The organism is Paenibacillus filicis (assembly GCF_038070315.1).
In the GTDB taxonomy this organism is placed as follows: domain Bacteria; phylum Bacillota; class Bacilli; order Paenibacillales; family NBRC-103111; genus Paenibacillus_G; species Paenibacillus_G filicis.
On record NZ_JBBPCC010000022.1, the window covers coordinates 99,560 to 115,938 of the forward strand.

Sequence of the window (16,379 nt, forward strand, 5' to 3'; positions counted from 1 at the left end):
GACTGCGGTCTTCGAATGCCTGACCTGTTGATAACAATCTCATGTACGATCTGGAAGAAACAATGCCTCAAACTTCGCTTTTCCTTGCTTTTCCACCCAGGTATTGAAATCCGTAAGTTCCGGGAATGCTCTGCGCACATCGGAAATATCGACCTCGTGGCCTTCTTCGTTTAACCATTGAAACACGCCGGCCAAGATTTCATTATGTTCGCGCAACGTTTCCAGCGGAATTTGAACGTAAGGAATGGCACGGTTGGTTATACGGCCAATAGCATCGGCAATCTGCAAGGGTGTTAACTTGTCGCCGGCAATTTCGATCGTTCTGCCCAAATAGTCGTCTGGGTATCGAAATGCTAACGCGACGAAAGCGCCGATGTCGTCCACAGCTACGAGTGGGATCACTCCATCTGGCTTGAAGGCTTGAGCGATCGTTCCGTTCTGCACGCCGGCTGTCATCGGGTCTACGAAGTTTTCCATGAAGGTGGCGGGGCGCAATAGGGTAGCCGGCAAATCGAGTGAATGAATGTACTGCTCAATATCCCATTTCTGCATGTCGCGATATCGGGATTGCACATCTGCACCGCCAACAGATGTATAAACGAAGTGCTGGATGTTCGCCTTTTGGGCAGCGTCCGCTACAGCCTTCCCAATACGTCTTTCATCGGCGTTAGATTCGAGAGTAGGGTTCCAGCTCGACGCCTGAACACTGAATACGCCATAAACCCCCTGCATAGAGGCATCGAGCGAGGCAAGATCGTTCATGTCACCTAAAAAAAGCTCGGCTCCCAATTGGGACAGTTTCAGAGCTTTATCGCTTGATAAATCGCGAACAAATGCACGAACCTTCCAGCCATCTTCGATTAAATGCCTAACGGCCGCACCTCCTTGTTGTCCGGTTGCTCCCAAAACCAATATCTTTTTATCACTCATATCCCGATGCTCCTATCTAAGCTTTATTAGACTATCTCTGCTTCAGCTAAGCCATAGCAGCTAAATAAGTCCTGTTGTTATTTTAAGACACTAACTATATAATTTAAAGTAGACACATTATTTTTATATAGCTTCATAAAGTAGTCTACCTATATTTTAGTTAGGAGTGATTTCTGTGGATGTACGCAAAGGGGACGAACTATGTCTCATTTCTATTCGTGAAGCTTTGGAGGTTGTTCGCGGAAAATGGTCTTTCTTAGTGCTTTCCTTACTTAGTCTGGGTCCGCAACGATTTAATCAAATGCGAAGAAATTTAGACAACATCAGCATCAAGTCTTTAACGGATGTCCTGCGTCATTTGGAGCATTATAATGTCATCAATCGCGAGGTGTTTCCTACCGTGCCTGTAACTGTTGAGTACTCGCTAACCGATAAAGGACGGGAGTACATACCCGTGCTTGCGCAAATGCGTAAATGGGGTGAAAATTGGGGGGAACATCCGGAGCTCGTCGATGGCCGCGAATATCGTTGCAGCATAAACTGAAGGATGATGGAGAATTCTTCTAATGACAACTTTCTTGACGTCAAAGAAAGTTGTCATTTTTTTTCGTGCGAGTAATTTGATGAATCAACTTAACAATGAAGGGGATTTTGTCGATAAATAACAGGTAAAGATCGGGATTGACTGGGTAATCAAGAAAATTTCCGTATTAAGGGCTGGGAGATAAAGGATGAATAACATGAATGAAGAGCAAAAACAGCATGAATTGATCGAAGCCTTCTTAAGAGTAGCGCCATTGCTGAGAAATCTCACTAATGATGATATTACCATTGGCATTTATGATACGGAGAAGCTGATTACCAATATTCCAGGCAAGACCTTCTCTCTGAATGTCAGCCCTGGAGACCCGCTAAGAGAAGGGGATATTGTGAATGATGCGATTAGGAATAATACTGCTCTATCGGCTATTGTTCCGAAAGAATTGTTTGGGTTTCCGCTTGCTGCACGTGCCATCCCGCTGCATGATGAGCAGGGGAGAGTGATCGGTGGCGTAGGTATGGGGACAAGTCTCGAGAGAGCGAATAAATTATTTGAGATGGCCGAGAGCTTTTCCGCTATTGTCGAGCAGACAACGGCGTCCATTGAAGAGATCAGACAGTCCGTGATACATCTTACTAACAGTGTGGCGGACGTAACCCATCAAATGAAGGACGTTAGCTCCAGTGCACAAGAGATTGACAATATCTCCACGGTTGTCAAGCAAATTTCGGACCAGAGTAACTTGCTGGGGCTCAATGCTGCCATCGAAGCGGCAAGAGCAGGCGAAGTGGGGAAAGGCTTCTCCGTGGTTGCTAATGAGATCCGGAAGCTGGCCACGAACTCCAAAGAAAATGTGAACCAGATTAACAATATCACTGACAATATTCAGGACCTCTTACTGCGGTTAAATCATGCTTTTTCTGACATTAACAAGTTAACCGACAGCCAGTCAAGAGCAATTAATGAGTTTGCCGCTACGATCCAAGAGATCAGTGCTAAGTCAGAGGAATTAGCACAGGTTGCAGAAGAATCACTCTTTGCAAAATAAAACAGTGAACCGAGTACATAATATTTGAATCGCAATCGTATGCAGCGACTTATGAGCAGTCTGCCTCCTCATGAATATAGGGGTCAGGCTGCTTTAATTTTGCTTTTTTTGATCACCATAAGCTATCCGCAACCGAACGCTTGTTTTGCCAATTTGTAAAAAAATCAATAAATGAATAAAATAATCCAATACATACTTTACAGATTGGATTTCTTTGTTTAATGTAAAGGAAACATGTTTATTTCGCTCATATTGGCGCATCCAGACCTGCTAGGCATGTTCCATCCTCACCATTTGGCCATCATCCAAGAATTGAACCAGGCGGCAATAGGCCATCAAGACCCTATGGAAGTTTGAGAAGCCACACCCAACCGGAAAGGAAGGAAGCCAAGTGGGAAATTGGAACGAATTAAATGAAAGCTTAATAGATTTGATAGGCAAGACACCGGTCGTACGCATCCGCCATCTGACAGGTGAAGACGATGCCGCGCTCTATGTTAAGCTGGAATCCTTCAACCCGAACAGCAATAGCAAGGATCGGACAGCGTACGGTATCATTCGTGAGGCGGAGAGGTGCGGGCAATTGAAACCCGGCGGCACGATCTTCGAAATAACCAGCGGCAATACGGGAATCGGACTTGCTGCCATCGGCGCAGCCTTGGGATATAAGGTCGTCATTTATATGGGCAGTCATTATAACAAGGAGCGCTTTGACCTCTTGAGGGCCTTCGGCGCTAAAGTTGTTCCTTTCGACAAAGATGAAGTCGATGTGGATCAGCTCAAGGAGAAGCTGATCAAGCTGCAGCAGATCACTCCGAACAGCCTCTTCTCCAACCAAGCGGCCAATCCGGCCAACCCGAGTATTCACCGCGAGACAACGGCCAAAGAAATATTGGAGCAAACCGGAGGGAAACTGGATGCCTTCGTCGCCACTTCAGGTACGGGCGGAACCATTACAGGCGTTGGAGAGCGTCTGAAGGAAGCCATCCCGGGCGTAACCATCCACTTGGTAGAGCCGGAAAACTCCAGGGTCGTCGAAGGCGGAGAGCATGGAGATCATCGAATCTACGGGATCAGTCCGCCCAAACGCCCGGAGGTACTGAACACGGAAATCTTAGACGGCATTATTCATATCTCGGACGAGGATGCCTGGCAAACCGCGAGGGATATGGCCCAGAAGGAGGGGCTTCTCGTCGGACCTTCCTCGGGGGCAGCTGTCTGGGGGGCGATCAAGGTCGCCAGGGAGCTAGGCAAAGGGAAAACAGTGCTCGCTCTGGCGCCGGATACGGGCGAACGGTATCTCAGCATCGGGCTTTACGATGAAGCTCATTATCAAGACGATGAGAGCTTGGCTGCTGCCGAGCTGAGTAACTTATTGCTCTTGTAAGGATGGAGTGCGGCTCAAGGCAAATTCAATTTCGTATTCATCGCGTTGAACCGGAACAGGGACACCACTTCATTTTTCAAGCAGGTTCCACGGAGGGCGGGAGCAACTTCGCCGATCGACATACCGATACGATGTTTAGGAATAAACCTACACGGACCCCAATCTGAACGCTAGATGGGGTCTATTTGATGTTTACGCATAGTGGATCGGATGCGGGTCATGGTCAGCTTTTAAGTCAGAAGCTTTGCCATTTTGGTGGCGGCCATGTCGTTGCAAATGGGAGCGGAATCGTTTATTATGGATACCACAGGTCCGTATTGATGGTGATTTTGAGGAGGGAGGAGGGCACATGCAGTTCTCTAAAAGTACAGATTACGCCTTGCACGCTTTACTTCATCTGGGTCACTCGGAGCGTCGCCATAACATCGGAATCAAGGAATTATCTGCGGCACTTGGCGTTTCAGAAAGCTATTTGTCTAAAATCATGTCCAAATTGAGACAGGATGGAATTGTACGCGCGGTGCCAGGGGTAAACGGCGGCTACGAGCTTGCAAAGCCGGCGGAACAGATTACTTTTCTTGATGTGATTCAAGTGATTGAAGGAAGGCAGCAGATGTTCGAATGCTCGAATTCAAATTCGCGGCAGCATCAGCAATTAGCTGAAGAGGGTGCTGCACCACAGGATCAGGAATGTCATGGCAAGAGAGAATGCCTGGTTGAGAAGGTCATGGGCGGCGCGGAACAGCATCTGCACCAATACTTACGGGAACACACGATCCAGTCGGTAATGGATGAGGCTTCCAAGCGTTGCTCTCAGAATAGGGACAAAAAGGAATAGGCTGCTAGTACGCTATCTTCCGGAGCAATTTTGGTATCGTTTTGACCCCAACGAACACGGTTGGTTGGGCGAAATAGCCGCGTTCGAAGCCTTCAGCACGCCCCAGACCACCGACAATAAGTTCTGCACCCTCATCAATGCCAGATTAAATATACCGTTGAAGATTGACGCCGTAAATCAAAAGCTGCTGTAGTACAACGAAATGGATAAGGGGAGGTCGATAATGTGGCTCCAAAACATATAGTTTCTGCGGCAACCATTGTAGTTAATGAGCGTAACGAAATATTATTGATTAAAGGACCTAAACGAGGATGGGAAATGCCAGGAGGGCAGGTTGAAGAAGGCGAATCCTTGAAAGATGCAGCGATCAGAGAAACAAAGGAAGAGAGCGGTATAGATATAGAAGTGACAAAATTTTGTGGTATTTTTCAAAATGTAAATAGTAGTATTTGCAACACGTTATTTTTAGGAAGACCAGTCGGAGGAGAATTAACAACGACCCCGGAGTCTTTAGAAGTAGGATTTTTTCCAATCGAGACAGCATTAGAGATGGTAAAATGGGGAAATTTTAAGCAAAGAATTGAGTTTTGCTTGAATGAAGAGCTTCATCCTTTTTATGTTGAATTTTCCATTCCGTTAAAGGAATGCTAGCGCTCCATTACCGGAAATGGAGTTCAATATTGACAGGGATTATTTGGTGATTGTATACCCCAACTCATCCAAGAGTGGTAAGATCGAAGATGAGTAGATCTTAACGGCTAACCCTCCGTAATCGGGTTCTAAGATTCATTGTCTTGTTATTCAAACAATGATCAAGAAGAGTGGTACCGCGAAGGTTAAACCTGTCGCCTCTTTGTAGGCGATAGGTTTTTTTTCTTCTCTACCATAAAAAAACAACGATATGAAGGTAGGTGTTGGTTGATGGAAAACGTTATTGAGTATTACTCCCAATTTGACGAGTGGGGAAGGCTGGATAGGGAACCACTTGAGTTTATTATTAATATGCATTATATCAAACATTATTTAGCTGCATCTCGATGGGTGCTAGATAATGGCGCAGGACCAGGTAAATACGCGATGGAGCTGGCTAAACTCGGATATAACGTAACCCTATCTGACCTAACACCTAAGCTAGTTGAAATGGCTCAACAAAAGGCATCTGAGTTAGGATTAACTGAACAATTTAGTGGTTTTCATGTGTTGAATGCAACACATCTAGACGGAATACCAGACGAGAAGTTTGATGCCTCTCTTATGTTAGGCCCTCTATATCATTTACAAACAGAAGAGGAACGAGTTTCAGCCGTTCGGGAATTGTTTCGTGTGACCAAGAGGAACGGTATCGTTTTTGTAGCCTTCCAAAGTCGAATGAGAATGGCCATTACATCCTTACAGGCCCCTCAATACTGGAAACCAAATGACAACCTAGATGCCATACATGAGTTTTATGAAAATGGGATTTTCAATCATCATGATGCAGGTCGATTTACAGGGGCCTATTATTTCAACATAGATGAAATAAAACCTTTCATGGAGAAGAGCGGATTTCAAACCATGGATGTGATTGGTTCCTCTAGCATCGCAGCTATGCTGAACAACGAGCAAAAACAGTATTGGACAGACCAAGATGAATACGATAAACTGATTAACTTTCTGATTGCCTCGGCTAATGATCCTTCCGTTTTGGGAATTTCCTCTCATCTGCTGTATATTGGGAGAAGGAAGTAAATAAAGTCCGAAATGGACATAATGACCGTACCCCAGCATCGCTTGAGGGAGCTGTTGGAATCACCGAAATACTCGATAAGAGGAGTGTTTACATGATGATTAATAAAATTGGCCAAGTTATGTTGTATGTGAATAATCAGGACGAATCCAGAGATTTTTGGACCGAAAAGCTAGGATTCGAGGTCATTGCGGAAGAAACCAATGGTCCGATGAGATGGATCGAAATCGCTCCTAAGGGCGCTGCAACTAGCATCGTTCTTCATAATAAAGAGTTCGTTGCCAGTATGAATCCTGATATGAATCTCGGAACACCATCTATTATGTATCATACGGAGAATTTCGATGAGCTGTATAGCGATTTGAAGAACAAAAATATCAAAGTTGGAGATATTATGGAGCTTCCCTCCGGCAGAGTCTTTAACTTCGCGGATAATGAAGACAATTACTTTGCTGTATCGGAAAAGAAGTACAAATAAAATAATTGAATAAGCTAAGAGAGCAGCTAATCAAAAGGATCAGCTGCTTTTTTAATTCGTTATACATTCACACGAATTAGACGACGGGAGGCTCATTCTTGAAGAAATCGATCGTTTGACGAATGAAGGCTTGGGCCGGAGAACCGAGAAAACGGTCGGCTCGGTACACGATTTCAAAGCTTCGGCTAGGGGGGTCATTCTCGATAGGGATACAGCGCATCTCTTGGTCGCCCATGGCTTGGATGAGCGGGTAAGGGATCAGCGTTCCCCCGATGTTTGCTCGGACCAGCCTAATAATGGAGGTAACAGACGCCGTTTCCATCATTGTTTCTACGGTAAAGCCATGCTTGCGGGACCAATTGTCGATCAAGTCTCTTCCGGTGAAGCCTTCGGGGAACATGACTGTTTGGACTCGGCGCAGATCTTGGATCGGGATCGATTCTCGGTCAGCCCATTCATGCTTACTGGAGACGACGAGAACGTATTCCTCCCTGGACAGGGGGAGTTGAACCAGCCGCTCGTCAGGAGCCGAGGTCAGGGCTATTCCGATATCGACCTCGTTGTCCAATACCTGACTCAATACGTCGGTGGAGGAAACCACTTTCAGCTTTACCTTTGGAAATTCGGCGTGAAACTGGACAAGCAGACTTGTGATCCGGTAATCCATATCCGATGGCAGGGCACCAATACTCAGCGTTCCCCGTTGGCCGCTGCGGAATTCGGCAATGGAATCCTGGGCATTCTGTAACTGGCGGAGCATCTGGATGCTGTGCTCCAGGAGAAGTGCTCCCGCCTGCGTCATTCTGATTTTCTTGCCAACCCGATCGAAGAGCGGCACATCGAGTTCATCCTCCAAGGCGCGGATTTGCTGGCTTAAGGTAGGCTGCGAGATGCCAAGCTTCTCAGCAGCTCTCGTGAAATGCAGTTCCTTGCAGACAACAATGAAGTTTTCCAGTTGGCGGATTTCCATGCGATCACTTCCATATCATTGGTTTTTCTAATGATTATAATAGAAATGATTATATTGTTCAATTATATCTATGCTTATATAATAGCTCATGTGAGGTTCAGCCAAATTTAACAACTTTAGAGGTGATCGACAGTGAGATCTATTTATTTAGTAGTGGCACTTTTACTCGCAGCATTGAATTTACGTCCTTCGATTGCCTCCGTTCCACCCTTGCTAGGAACGATACAGGAGCAATTGGGCATCAGTGGTGCCGTTGTTAGTCTGTTAACTTCTCTGCCTGTGCTATGCATGGGAATTTTCGCTCCGCTGGCCGTCAAGCTGAATCGGCGCTGGGGCACCGAAGGCACGATAATGGTAGCTCTGATATTGATCGGAGCAGCGACAGCGCTCCGTTTCTTAGCGGTAACGACGAGCGTTCTGCTGATGACTTCTCTGCTGGCTGGCATAGGGATTGCGATCGCAGGACCGTTACTCTCCGGATATATTAAGCGCCATTTCCCCAACCGCGCTTCGACGATGGTCGGTTTGTACTCGACTGCGATGGTGCTTGGAGCCGTCTTGAGCATCTGGCTGTCCGTTCCTCTGCAAACTTTGTTCCATGGCTCATGGAATGCTTCGCTCGGTATCTGGGCCTTGGTTGCGGTAATAGCCCTCCCTATCTGGGTCAAGCTGGCCGCAGCGACGAAGAGGGAAGCTCCATTACAGGCCGGCCCTGCCGTGGCCGAACGTCTCCCCCTGACGACATACAGAGCCTGGGTACTGATGTTATTCTTCGGATTTATGGCGGCGGTCTTTTATTCGGTGACTACCTGGTTCGCACCGGTTGTCCAGAGTATGGGCTATTCGAAGTCCACGGCAGCGAACATCCAAAGCGTGCTAACCCTAATTTCTTTGCCGGCTACGCTGCTTATTCCGATGGGCATGCAGCGTTTCCATGGACGGCTATGGTGGCTGCTCGGCTGCTCAGTCTTGGAGCTGGTAGGGGTCCTCATGCTGATCTTCCATGTGAATCCCTGGCTGGCGGCCATCCCGCTAGGCATCGGAACGGGGGGCTTGTTCCCGATCGCGCTGATCCTGCCCATTCAGGAAACTGGAAGTCCCAGGGAGGCGAATGCCTGGTCCGCCATGGCCCAATCCGGAGGATACATTCTGGGAGCGGCTGGCCCCTTTGTTATGGGTAGAATCCACGATGTCTCGGATCACTTCGCCCCGGCGCTGTACGTGCTTGCCGGCATTGTGGTTCTGCAAATTGCCGTACAGCTGATCATAGGGAATAAGGCGCCCGTAGGGCAGAAGGCAGTATCAGGCTCCTAACAGAGCGACGTATGGCTCCAGATGGATCTGTCTTCAGAAATCCTTCAGAATTTCCTTGGCTTAATCCCAAGATTTTTAATTTAGGATAAGCGTATGGAAGCTTAAGAAGGGTGGATAACAAGATGATGAGAACCATTCAGGAGAAATTGGTCTTTTTTCGGCAGTTTATCAGACAGCCGCGGCAAACCGGCAGTGTGACGCCGAGCTCGCCTTTTCTGGCACAGTGCATGCTGGATGCTGTCCCTTGGGAACGAACCCGAAGTCTGGTTGAGCTCGGGGCCGGCACGGGGGCGATCACCCGGCATATCGGCAGAATGAATAACAACAACACCCGAGTGATCCTATTCGAGAAAGAAGCGGATCTTAGACACCAATTAATCGATCAATTTCCGCTGTACACGTGTTATGACGATGCGGGCAAGCTGCAGGATGCGCTGCGGATCGAGGGGATCGGACAAGTAGATTGTATGCTGAGCGGGCTGCCGTTCTTTAACTTTACCCCGCAGGTCCGCGAGCAGCTGATGCAGCAAATTTATACTTCATTGAATCCAGGAGGGCTGTTCATTGCCTTCCAGTATTCCCAGCAGATGCGCAAGACGTTAAGCCGTATGTTCACGGTGGAGCATGTGCATTTCGTTCCTCTCAATATTCCTCCTGCCTTTGTCTATGTATGCCGCAAATCCGATGAGGAGAGCATCCCGCATGAGAGCTGATCGGCGCTTGCAGGTTCGAAGCCGCTTATGAGAAAATATGGGTGTGTATGGCTGCTGCTATTTCTCACGATCGGCGGCATCTCCTTCGGTCTCCTCCAGGATCATGAAAAGCTCCTCCAGGCGTTGGGAGTACGGCTGGCTTGGCTTTTGGCTGAGGAGGCCTTGATATATCTCAGCTAGCGGGGAGGAAGATGGAATTGAGTAAAACGGTGCTGGTGACCGACGATGACTCCGAGATTAGGGACGTCATATGTATCTATTTGCGCAACGAGGGTTATCGGGTATGCGAAGCCTCGGATGGCGCGGAGGCGCTCGCGGTAATCGGCCGGCAGGCCGTGGATCTTATTATTCTCGATGTGATGATGCCGAATATGGACGGTATCCGCGCTTGCCTCAAGATGAGGGAGGTGACGGGTGTTCCTATTATTATGCTCTCCGCCAAAGGGGAGGATATCGATAAAATATCTGGCTTGACGACTGGTGCGGATGATTATGTCGTCAAGCCGTTTAATCCGCTGGAACTGATGGCAAGGGTGAAGGCACAGCTGCGCAGGCAGTCGCTCCAAGGATCAAGCCCCACCAAGCCGGCTGATACCGGCGTGATCGAAATCGACGATCTGATCATCGACAAGAAACGCCATCTGGTTACGGTGCGTGACAGAGCCGCGGCGCTCACGCCGCTGGAATTTGCCATCCTGGAGCTGCTTGCCGGTCATAGGGGACAGGTATTCGATGTAGACCGGATTTACCGGAGCGTGTGGAAGGAGGACAAGTTTCTCTCGGACAATACGGTGATGGTTCATATCCGCAACATACGGGAGAAAATCGAAGACAATCCGCGCGAGCCCAGGTATGTGAAGACGGTATGGGGAGTGGGGTACAAAGTTGATTAAGCGCATCAAGCCTATGCTGAACTGGAGAAGAAGCATTCGTTTCCGGTTATTTGTCATGATCATTGCTAGCTTAGTATCCGCTTTGCTCTTGTCTTCGCTGACCGATACACTGTTGAAGCTCGTAATGGTGCCTTCCCCTGATAATTCGATTTCTTTTACCGTTTTTATAGGTTCGTTCGTGTTTTTTGTCTTTTTCTTTCTTCGCCCCATTGTCCGTCAGCTTCGCTTGCTCTCCGAGGGCTTAATGACGATTGCCGGTGGTGACCTTAACTACCGGCTCGCGCTATCCAGCGAGGATGAGCTTGGGGGCGTGGCCCATCACATTAATTACATGGCGGAGCAGCTTCAGCAGCTGATGGAACGGGAACGCCGGATCGAAATGTCGAAGATGGAGCTGATCACGAGCGTATCCCATGACTTGCGTACGCCTCTTACCAGTATTATCGGTTACTTGAATTTGCTTAGAAGCGATGATTATCGTGACTTGACCGAGCATAAGCGCTATATCGACAATACGTGGAACAAGACTCAGCAGTTGAAGCGGCTGATCGACGATCTCTTCGAATATACACGCCTGACGAGCGGGGACGCCACCTTTGTCCTGACGAAGGTGGATCTCAGCGGCTTGCTGGAGCAATTGATCCATGAGTTCGAACCGATCGCGCACGATGCTTCGCTGAAAATCCGGTATGTCCGGGAGCCTGATGCGGTCTTCGCGCATATCGAGGCGGAGAAACTGGTCCGTGCGATCGATAATCTGCTGGTCAATGCGCTCAAATTCTCCAACAAGCCGGGGGAAATTGTCGTGACGCTTGCAGCCAGCGGAACACATCTCCAACTAGTGGTTGAGAATGATGGCAAGCCGATCACGAGGGAGCAGGAGCTGCTGCTGTTCGAGCGCTTCTATAAGGGCGAAGCTTCCCGAAGCGAGCCGGGCTCGTTGCCTGGAGCGGGACTCGGGTTAGCGATCGCGAGAAATATTGTGGAGCGTCATGGTGGAAGCCTTACACTCTTGCAGGCTGAAGGGCATTACACCTTCACGATTGAGCTGCCTAAACCTAACAGACAGCTTGATTTGTAACGGTTCGTATGGATTTGTTCCAATGTTCTCACATATCCTCAATTCCCCTGATCATATACTGGTCATAGATCCGGTTGTCCGCTAGGATGCGAAGGGGGAGACGGCAATGGGGACAGAGAAGGAGAACAGGTTGGGCGACGTGCTCAAGGCACTATTGAAGGAACGATCCTTATCCATGCGCAAGCTGGCTGCTATCACCGGTATCGATACGGCCACCATCTCTCGCATCGCCAACGGGAAGCAGCCGGCGAGCACGGAGTATTTGCAGATGTTTGCAGTTGCGCTGGATGTACCGGTTAAGCGGCTGCTGGAGGCGACGGGACTGGAGCTGAGTCTGGGGGAAAGCCGCTCGGACATTCATTTGTCTGTGGAATCGATCCAGGAGATATTGGCTGCCTCTAATTTATTCGACCAGCACAATACACTGCAGCGGATCGAACAGGAGCTGGAGAAGTACGAGCGTTATGCGCAGACGGAAGAAGGACAGCGCCTGATTCTAGAAGGGTTCGAAACGAAAATCCAGCAGGTGGACGGCATGGGACCCTTCATCACGCATCTGAAAGAAATGTATGAGCGTTTTTCGGCAGAACCGATTCAGCTCCGTGAGCGTGCGATCTTGGGAAGCGCTTTGCTATACTTTATTCTCTCTGCGGACATTATACCGGATTATGTGTTTCCGATCGGCTATCTGGATGATGCGCTGGCTGTGAAGCTGGCTCTGCAGAGGCTATCCCTGCTGCAGGTTGAGCAGCATCCAGAGATGGAGTGAGGTTCGCAGCCTCAAGCTACAGCAAGGTATTGACGGCGATCAGCACGAGCAACACCCCGCTGATCAGTGTTCCGAATTGTCCGACCGTGAACGATGCGATCCGGATATGTGCAACCCTGCTGCCTAGCGCAACGCCTAGCCAGACGCTCACAAAGCTCGCAATGGCTGTGACCAGTGAGATGGCCAGCGGCGGAAATCCCATCAAGCCTGCGCCTAGCCCCCCGGTGAGTGCATTCGCAGAGAGAGCTACGCCCAGTACCATGGCTTCCCCCCAGCCGATATGCCCGGAACCGTCGAAGTCGACCTTCTCCGGATTCTTGAGAATCCCGCGCCAGCCCTTAGCCGGTGCGGGGTTTTCTTTATTTTCACTGGATTCCCGGGGTTTTCTCGGCATAGCAAGCAGAATAATCCGGATGCCGATGATGGAGAGCAGGAAAGCTCCGAGCAGTACCGGCAGAATGCCCGGCATGACCTCCGATGCCCATTGCCCCATGTAAATCCCCGACGCACTGAATAGGAAGCAGATGACGGCAATCAGCAGATTGGACATGACCCCGATCCGAATCTTCCGAATCCCGTAAGTGATGCCTACCCCCAGATTGTCGATGCTCGCGGATAAGGCCAAACCTAGAATAATAAGCCAATTCATTGCCAAAACTCCTCTCGCTGTCTTAATGACTTCAACACAGTATATATGGCTGTTGAGAAAATTGTGCTTATCCGCCAAATAAATATTGAGGAAAATGAAACAGTCAGCTTGCCAATAGCAAGAATTGTTCATCATTTTTCATGCATTATTAGTACAATAAATATGATGCTGTAATCTACATGCATCCTAGAACAGAGGAGTCTGAGCACCCATGAACTTTGTATTCGATCTCGACGGCACGATCTGCTTCAAGGGAGAACCCGTGTCCGAAATCATACTGGACGCGCTGGAGGAAATCCGCGACAGAGGGCATCAGGTAGTATTCGCTTCAGCCCGCCCGATCCGCGACATGCTTCCGGTGCTGGCACCACGGGTGCAGGGATATCCGCTGATCGGCGGCAATGGTTCACTGATCCGCCTGGATTACGACATCAAGGATTCCTTGCCGTTTACCGATGAGCAGATAGGCAGGATCAAAGAACTGATTGTTGAATATGAAGCCGGTTATTTAATCGACGGTGAATGGAACTATTCCTATACGGGACCTGCGGATCACCCGATCGTCAGTCGCGTAGATCCTGCGAAGCTGGCGGAGCAAGTGGATCTTAGCGATCACCGGACCATCGTCAAAGCCTTGATAGTGTCGGCGACGAACATGGACGAGCTGGCGGACAAGCTGTCTGAGCTGGACGTTGTCATTCATAGGCATCATAGCGAGAATATCATTGACATCAGCCCTAACGGTGTAGACAAATGGAGCGCGCTCAGCAGAGCCGGTCTTGGGGAACAGCCGTATGTCGCGTTCGGCAATGACGCCAATGATATTTCCTTATTTCAGCATGCCTGTCATTCGGTCATGATCGGTCATCATGAGGAGCTGGTTCAGTATGCCACCGAGTCGATCTCGCTCGGAGCCGATACGGAGAAGCGGATCATGGAGCGTCTGAGAGAGCTTGCTGATAGCTATGAGACTGCTGCTATGCGTTCCTAGATCTTATCGAGGGCTACGGTCCGGAGTGCACTTCGAATACATAGAGAGGATGAGGAATATGACGGAACAAGTGAAGCTGCTGCAAGTGAAGGTCATGGACCCTGAGCTGGTTGGGAAGTTATCTGAATTGTTGGTTGACGTCGTGCAGGACGGGGCATCGGTCGGTTTTTTGCCGCCGTTGTCTATGGAGGCAGCGGCGGCCTATTGGCTGGACGCCCTGAATCCCGGTGTGCTGCTGTGGGTAGCGGTCCGGGAAGAGCGTGTGGTCGGAACTGTACAATTGCAGCTGGCGATGAAAGCAAACGGTTCTCACCGGGCCGAGATCGCGAAGCTGATGGTTGATCCGAAGGCCCGCAGAGGAGGAATTGCCCGCCTGCTGATGCAGACGGCAGAGAAGGCCGCCAAGGAAGAGGCCCGTACGCTTTTGCTGCTGGATACAAGGGACGGAGACCCGTCCAATCATTTGTACCGTTCCTTGGGCTATATCGAAGCCGGCCGAATTCCGCAATTTGCCCGTTCGTCGAGCGGCGAACTGCATACTACGGTGTTGTACTACAAGCTCTGTCAAATTGAATAGAAAAAATTAACTTAAAATGAACATAAATCCATAATTCGTACGATCCTAAACATTTGTAATTAACTTGTTGTATGTATCTTACTTTAGATTGATTTTCCCCTTTAGAAAAGCAGGTGGGCCATGAACAAACTCGAACAACTCCGACTATACGAACCTTACTGCTATCAGGTCGCTTATAGCCTGGAGCCCCGTGAATCGGTAGCCGTGCGGATCGCATGCGCTGCCTTGCTGTCACTTTACCGCAACGACCGTTTTTTTGACTTGCCGGATGCGTCCAAGCGAATGGAAATCAAGAGGGCGGTATGCAGGCAAATGCTCCAAGACAGATCCCGTCTGCTCGGAGAACTGGAAATCGAAAAAAATCAATTGGCTTGAGCTAACGAGCCAGGGAACCCTCCTGATTGCTGCAAATCGGGAGATACAGATCGACCTCGCAGTACTGCTCAGTGGCCAGTCTGGTATCGATATATTCGAAGAAGTACGGGGCACAGCGCATATACAAGGATTGAGGCAGCCAATGATCCATGTAACTCCAGATTTCCCGAAGCTGAACAGCTGTTAAATACCTCGGATGAAAATCACCTATGAAGGTGAATACGATATATTTCTGTGCAGGGAGAACCGTTATATCCCAAGATGCATCCAGCCCTTCGGGGTCATAGACCTCGGTGGAAGGAATATAGTGCGCGATCGGGGAGTTGCCATTGAGAACGGTCAGGCCAATGTACAGATGCGGATTCACTTTATTCGGAATAAACGGGTGCTCCTTGTAGAAGAAAGCATTGCCGGCCGCATTGGCGCAGTGTGTCAAGTAGTTGGTCTCGAGATTGACATCACCCTTTCTTCCCGCAAGATAGGTGATGGGCTTCACGACGAACTGCGGCTCGAATATCAGCCCGTCCGCGACCTTCCCCAGTCTCTGGAGATCGAATTTCTCTGTAAGCGTGATCTGCCCAAAGTTTTTCCTGAGCTGGGAAGGGGTGACTCCGAACTGGCGCTTGAAGGAGCGGATGTAGGTCTGCTCATGCAGAAAGCCGAACTCGGAGGCGATATCGATGATGTTCCAGTTCGTATGCAGCAAATAATCGACGCTGGCGCTTAATTTCCGGGCCCGGATATAGTGCATGATGGGCATGCCGGTGGTGTGCTTGATCAGCCGGTGCAGGTGATACTTGGACAGGCCCAGGGTGCTGGACAAGGCGTCCAAAGAAATATTGGACTTCAGATGCTCTTCAATATAGTCCATCGTTGCTTCGACGATCTGGTACAGGTGATGGGTTGCTAGGTCGCTCATGGATAACTCCTTCTCAAACGGATACATGCTCTAAGAGTAGCAGGTATTCAAGAAACATGCCACTGAGCTGGAAGAGGAGACTTCTATAACAATTTTCGAAAGACATACCGCTCGAACGGACAACATGTTATGATGACAACCGAGAGTTATTCTGTGCGCGAAGGTTGTCGAAGGATGAGG

General features: G+C 49.2%; 19 protein-coding genes and 1 pseudogene. 15 read left to right on the forward strand and 5 right to left on the reverse strand.

Features of this window, described 5'->3' with window-relative positions; all coding sequences use genetic code 11:
- Positions 1-39: 39 nt before the first annotated feature.
- Positions 40-930: an NmrA/HSCARG family protein gene (locus WMW72_RS27315; protein WP_341418755.1), complete on the reverse strand. Its 891-nt coding sequence runs from the start codon at positions 928-930 to the stop codon at positions 40-42.
- A gap of 175 nt (positions 931-1,105) precedes the next feature.
- On the opposite strand from WMW72_RS27315, the gene WMW72_RS27320 reads away from it, so the two are divergent.
- The 4 genes from WMW72_RS27320 (at position 1,106) to WMW72_RS27335 (ending at position 4,744) form a co-directional block, all read left to right on the forward strand.
- Positions 1,106-1,474, forward strand: coding sequence for a winged helix-turn-helix transcriptional regulator (locus tag WMW72_RS27320; protein ID WP_341418756.1), 369 nt, complete (start codon positions 1,106-1,108; stop codon positions 1,472-1,474).
- A 187-nt stretch (positions 1,475-1,661) separates the two neighbouring features.
- Positions 1,662-2,519, forward strand: coding sequence for a methyl-accepting chemotaxis protein (locus WMW72_RS27325; RefSeq protein ID WP_341418757.1), 858 nt, complete (start codon positions 1,662-1,664; stop codon positions 2,517-2,519).
- 391 nt (positions 2,520-2,910) lie between these two features.
- Positions 2,911-3,906, forward strand: a complete 996-nt coding sequence (locus tag WMW72_RS27330; RefSeq protein ID WP_341418758.1) for a PLP-dependent cysteine synthase family protein — start codon at positions 2,911-2,913, stop codon at positions 3,904-3,906.
- A 349-nt stretch (positions 3,907-4,255) separates the two neighbouring features.
- Positions 4,256-4,744 carry an RrF2 family transcriptional regulator gene (locus tag WMW72_RS27335; protein WP_341418759.1) on the forward strand — a complete coding sequence of 163 codons (489 nt, stop codon included), beginning with the start codon at positions 4,256-4,258 and terminating at the stop codon, positions 4,742-4,744.
- A 43-nt stretch (positions 4,745-4,787) separates the two neighbouring features.
- Here the strand turns inward: WMW72_RS27335 and WMW72_RS27340 are convergent.
- Positions 4,788-4,886, reverse strand: a pseudogene (locus tag WMW72_RS27340) (hypothetical protein); the annotation flags it as partial.
- Between the two features lie 83 nt (positions 4,887-4,969).
- On the opposite strand from WMW72_RS27340, the gene WMW72_RS27345 reads away from it, so the two are divergent.
- The 3 genes from WMW72_RS27345 to WMW72_RS27355 all read left to right on the forward strand — a co-directional run bounded on the left by WMW72_RS27345 (position 4,970) and on the right by WMW72_RS27355 (position 6,948).
- Positions 4,970-5,395: an NUDIX hydrolase gene (locus tag WMW72_RS27345; protein WP_341418760.1), complete on the forward strand. Its 426-nt coding sequence runs from the start codon at positions 4,970-4,972 to the stop codon at positions 5,393-5,395.
- A gap of 270 nt (positions 5,396-5,665) precedes the next feature.
- Positions 5,666-6,472 (forward strand): class I SAM-dependent methyltransferase, encoded by an 807-nt coding sequence (locus WMW72_RS27350; RefSeq protein WP_341418761.1) that lies wholly within the window; start codon positions 5,666-5,668, stop codon positions 6,470-6,472.
- Between the two features lie 95 nt (positions 6,473-6,567).
- Positions 6,568-6,948 (forward strand): VOC family protein, encoded by a 381-nt coding sequence (locus tag WMW72_RS27355; RefSeq protein ID WP_341418803.1) that lies wholly within the window; start codon positions 6,568-6,570, stop codon positions 6,946-6,948.
- 76 nt (positions 6,949-7,024) lie between these two features.
- On the opposite strand, the gene WMW72_RS27360 is transcribed toward WMW72_RS27355, so the two are convergent.
- Entirely contained in the window at positions 7,025-7,918 is an 894-nt protein-coding gene (locus WMW72_RS27360) for a LysR family transcriptional regulator (protein WP_341418762.1), read from the reverse strand.
- A gap of 153 nt (positions 7,919-8,071) precedes the next feature.
- On the opposite strand from WMW72_RS27360, the gene WMW72_RS27365 reads away from it, so the two are divergent.
- The 5 genes from WMW72_RS27365 (at position 8,072) to WMW72_RS27385 (ending at position 12,688) form a co-directional block, all read left to right on the forward strand.
- Positions 8,072-9,232, forward strand: coding sequence for an MFS transporter (locus WMW72_RS27365; RefSeq protein WP_341418763.1), 1,161 nt, complete (start codon positions 8,072-8,074; stop codon positions 9,230-9,232).
- A 122-nt stretch (positions 9,233-9,354) separates the two neighbouring features.
- Positions 9,355-9,945: a class I SAM-dependent methyltransferase gene (locus WMW72_RS27370; RefSeq protein WP_341418764.1), complete on the forward strand. Its 591-nt coding sequence runs from the start codon at positions 9,355-9,357 to the stop codon at positions 9,943-9,945.
- A 197-nt stretch (positions 9,946-10,142) separates the two neighbouring features.
- Entirely contained in the window at positions 10,143-10,838 is a 696-nt protein-coding gene (locus tag WMW72_RS27375) for a response regulator (protein ID WP_341418765.1), read from the forward strand.
- Positions 10,831-11,919 carry a HAMP domain-containing sensor histidine kinase gene (locus WMW72_RS27380; protein WP_341418766.1) on the forward strand — a complete coding sequence of 363 codons (1,089 nt, stop codon included), beginning with the start codon at positions 10,831-10,833 and terminating at the stop codon, positions 11,917-11,919. Before WMW72_RS27375 ends, WMW72_RS27380 begins: the two co-directional genes overlap by 8 nt.
- Positions 11,920-12,025: 106 nt before the next feature.
- Complete coding sequence (locus tag WMW72_RS27385; RefSeq protein ID WP_341418767.1) at positions 12,026-12,688, forward strand: helix-turn-helix domain-containing protein; 663 nt, start codon at positions 12,026-12,028, stop codon at positions 12,686-12,688.
- A gap of 16 nt (positions 12,689-12,704) precedes the next feature.
- On the opposite strand, the gene ytaF is transcribed toward WMW72_RS27385, so the two are convergent.
- Entirely contained in the window at positions 12,705-13,337 is a 633-nt protein-coding gene (gene ytaF / locus WMW72_RS27390; RefSeq protein ID WP_341418768.1) for a sporulation membrane protein YtaF, read from the reverse strand.
- 211 nt (positions 13,338-13,548) lie between these two features.
- On the opposite strand from ytaF, the gene WMW72_RS27395 reads away from it, so the two are divergent.
- From WMW72_RS27395 to WMW72_RS27405, 3 genes are all read left to right on the forward strand, one after another.
- On the forward strand, positions 13,549-14,328 hold the full coding sequence (locus WMW72_RS27395) for an HAD-IIB family hydrolase (protein ID WP_341418769.1): 780 nt from the start codon (positions 13,549-13,551) through the stop codon (positions 14,326-14,328).
- Between the two features lie 58 nt (positions 14,329-14,386).
- Positions 14,387-14,905 (forward strand): GNAT family N-acetyltransferase, encoded by a 519-nt coding sequence (locus WMW72_RS27400; protein WP_341418770.1) that lies wholly within the window; start codon positions 14,387-14,389, stop codon positions 14,903-14,905.
- 120 nt (positions 14,906-15,025) lie between these two features.
- Positions 15,026-15,280 carry a hypothetical protein gene (locus tag WMW72_RS27405; RefSeq protein WP_341418771.1) on the forward strand — a complete coding sequence of 85 codons (255 nt, stop codon included), beginning with the start codon at positions 15,026-15,028 and terminating at the stop codon, positions 15,278-15,280.
- A gap of 1 nt (position 15,281) precedes the next feature.
- On the opposite strand, the gene WMW72_RS27410 is transcribed toward WMW72_RS27405, so the two are convergent.
- Positions 15,282-16,199 (reverse strand): AraC family transcriptional regulator, encoded by a 918-nt coding sequence (locus WMW72_RS27410; protein ID WP_341418772.1) that lies wholly within the window; start codon positions 16,197-16,199, stop codon positions 15,282-15,284.
- Positions 16,200-16,379: the final 180 nt, after the last annotated feature.

Coding starts and splice junctions, on each gene's coding strand:
- WMW72_RS27315 (WP_341418755.1), bottom strand. CDS start 930: ATGAGTGATAAAAAGATATTGGTTTTGGGAGCAACCGGACAACAAGGA.
- WMW72_RS27325 (WP_341418757.1), top strand. CDS start 1,662: ATGAATAACATGAATGAAGAGCAAAAACAGCATGAATTGATCGAAGCC.
- WMW72_RS27335 (WP_341418759.1), top strand. CDS start 4,256: ATGCAGTTCTCTAAAAGTACAGATTACGCCTTGCACGCTTTACTTCAT.
- WMW72_RS27350 (WP_341418761.1), top strand. CDS start 5,666: ATGGAAAACGTTATTGAGTATTACTCCCAATTTGACGAGTGGGGAAGG.
- WMW72_RS27355 (WP_341418803.1), top strand. CDS start 6,568: ATGATTAATAAAATTGGCCAAGTTATGTTGTATGTGAATAATCAGGAC.
- WMW72_RS27360 (WP_341418762.1), bottom strand. CDS start 7,918: ATGGAAATCCGCCAACTGGAAAACTTCATTGTTGTCTGCAAGGAACTG.
- WMW72_RS27370 (WP_341418764.1), top strand. CDS start 9,355: ATGATGAGAACCATTCAGGAGAAATTGGTCTTTTTTCGGCAGTTTATC.
- WMW72_RS27385 (WP_341418767.1), top strand. CDS start 12,026: ATGGGGACAGAGAAGGAGAACAGGTTGGGCGACGTGCTCAAGGCACTA.
- ytaF (WP_341418768.1), bottom strand. CDS start 13,337: ATGAATTGGCTTATTATTCTAGGTTTGGCCTTATCCGCGAGCATCGAC.
- WMW72_RS27395 (WP_341418769.1), top strand. CDS start 13,549: ATGAACTTTGTATTCGATCTCGACGGCACGATCTGCTTCAAGGGAGAA.
- WMW72_RS27400 (WP_341418770.1), top strand. CDS start 14,387: ATGACGGAACAAGTGAAGCTGCTGCAAGTGAAGGTCATGGACCCTGAG.
- WMW72_RS27405 (WP_341418771.1), top strand. CDS start 15,026: ATGAACAAACTCGAACAACTCCGACTATACGAACCTTACTGCTATCAG.
- WMW72_RS27410 (WP_341418772.1), bottom strand. CDS start 16,199: ATGAGCGACCTAGCAACCCATCACCTGTACCAGATCGTCGAAGCAACG.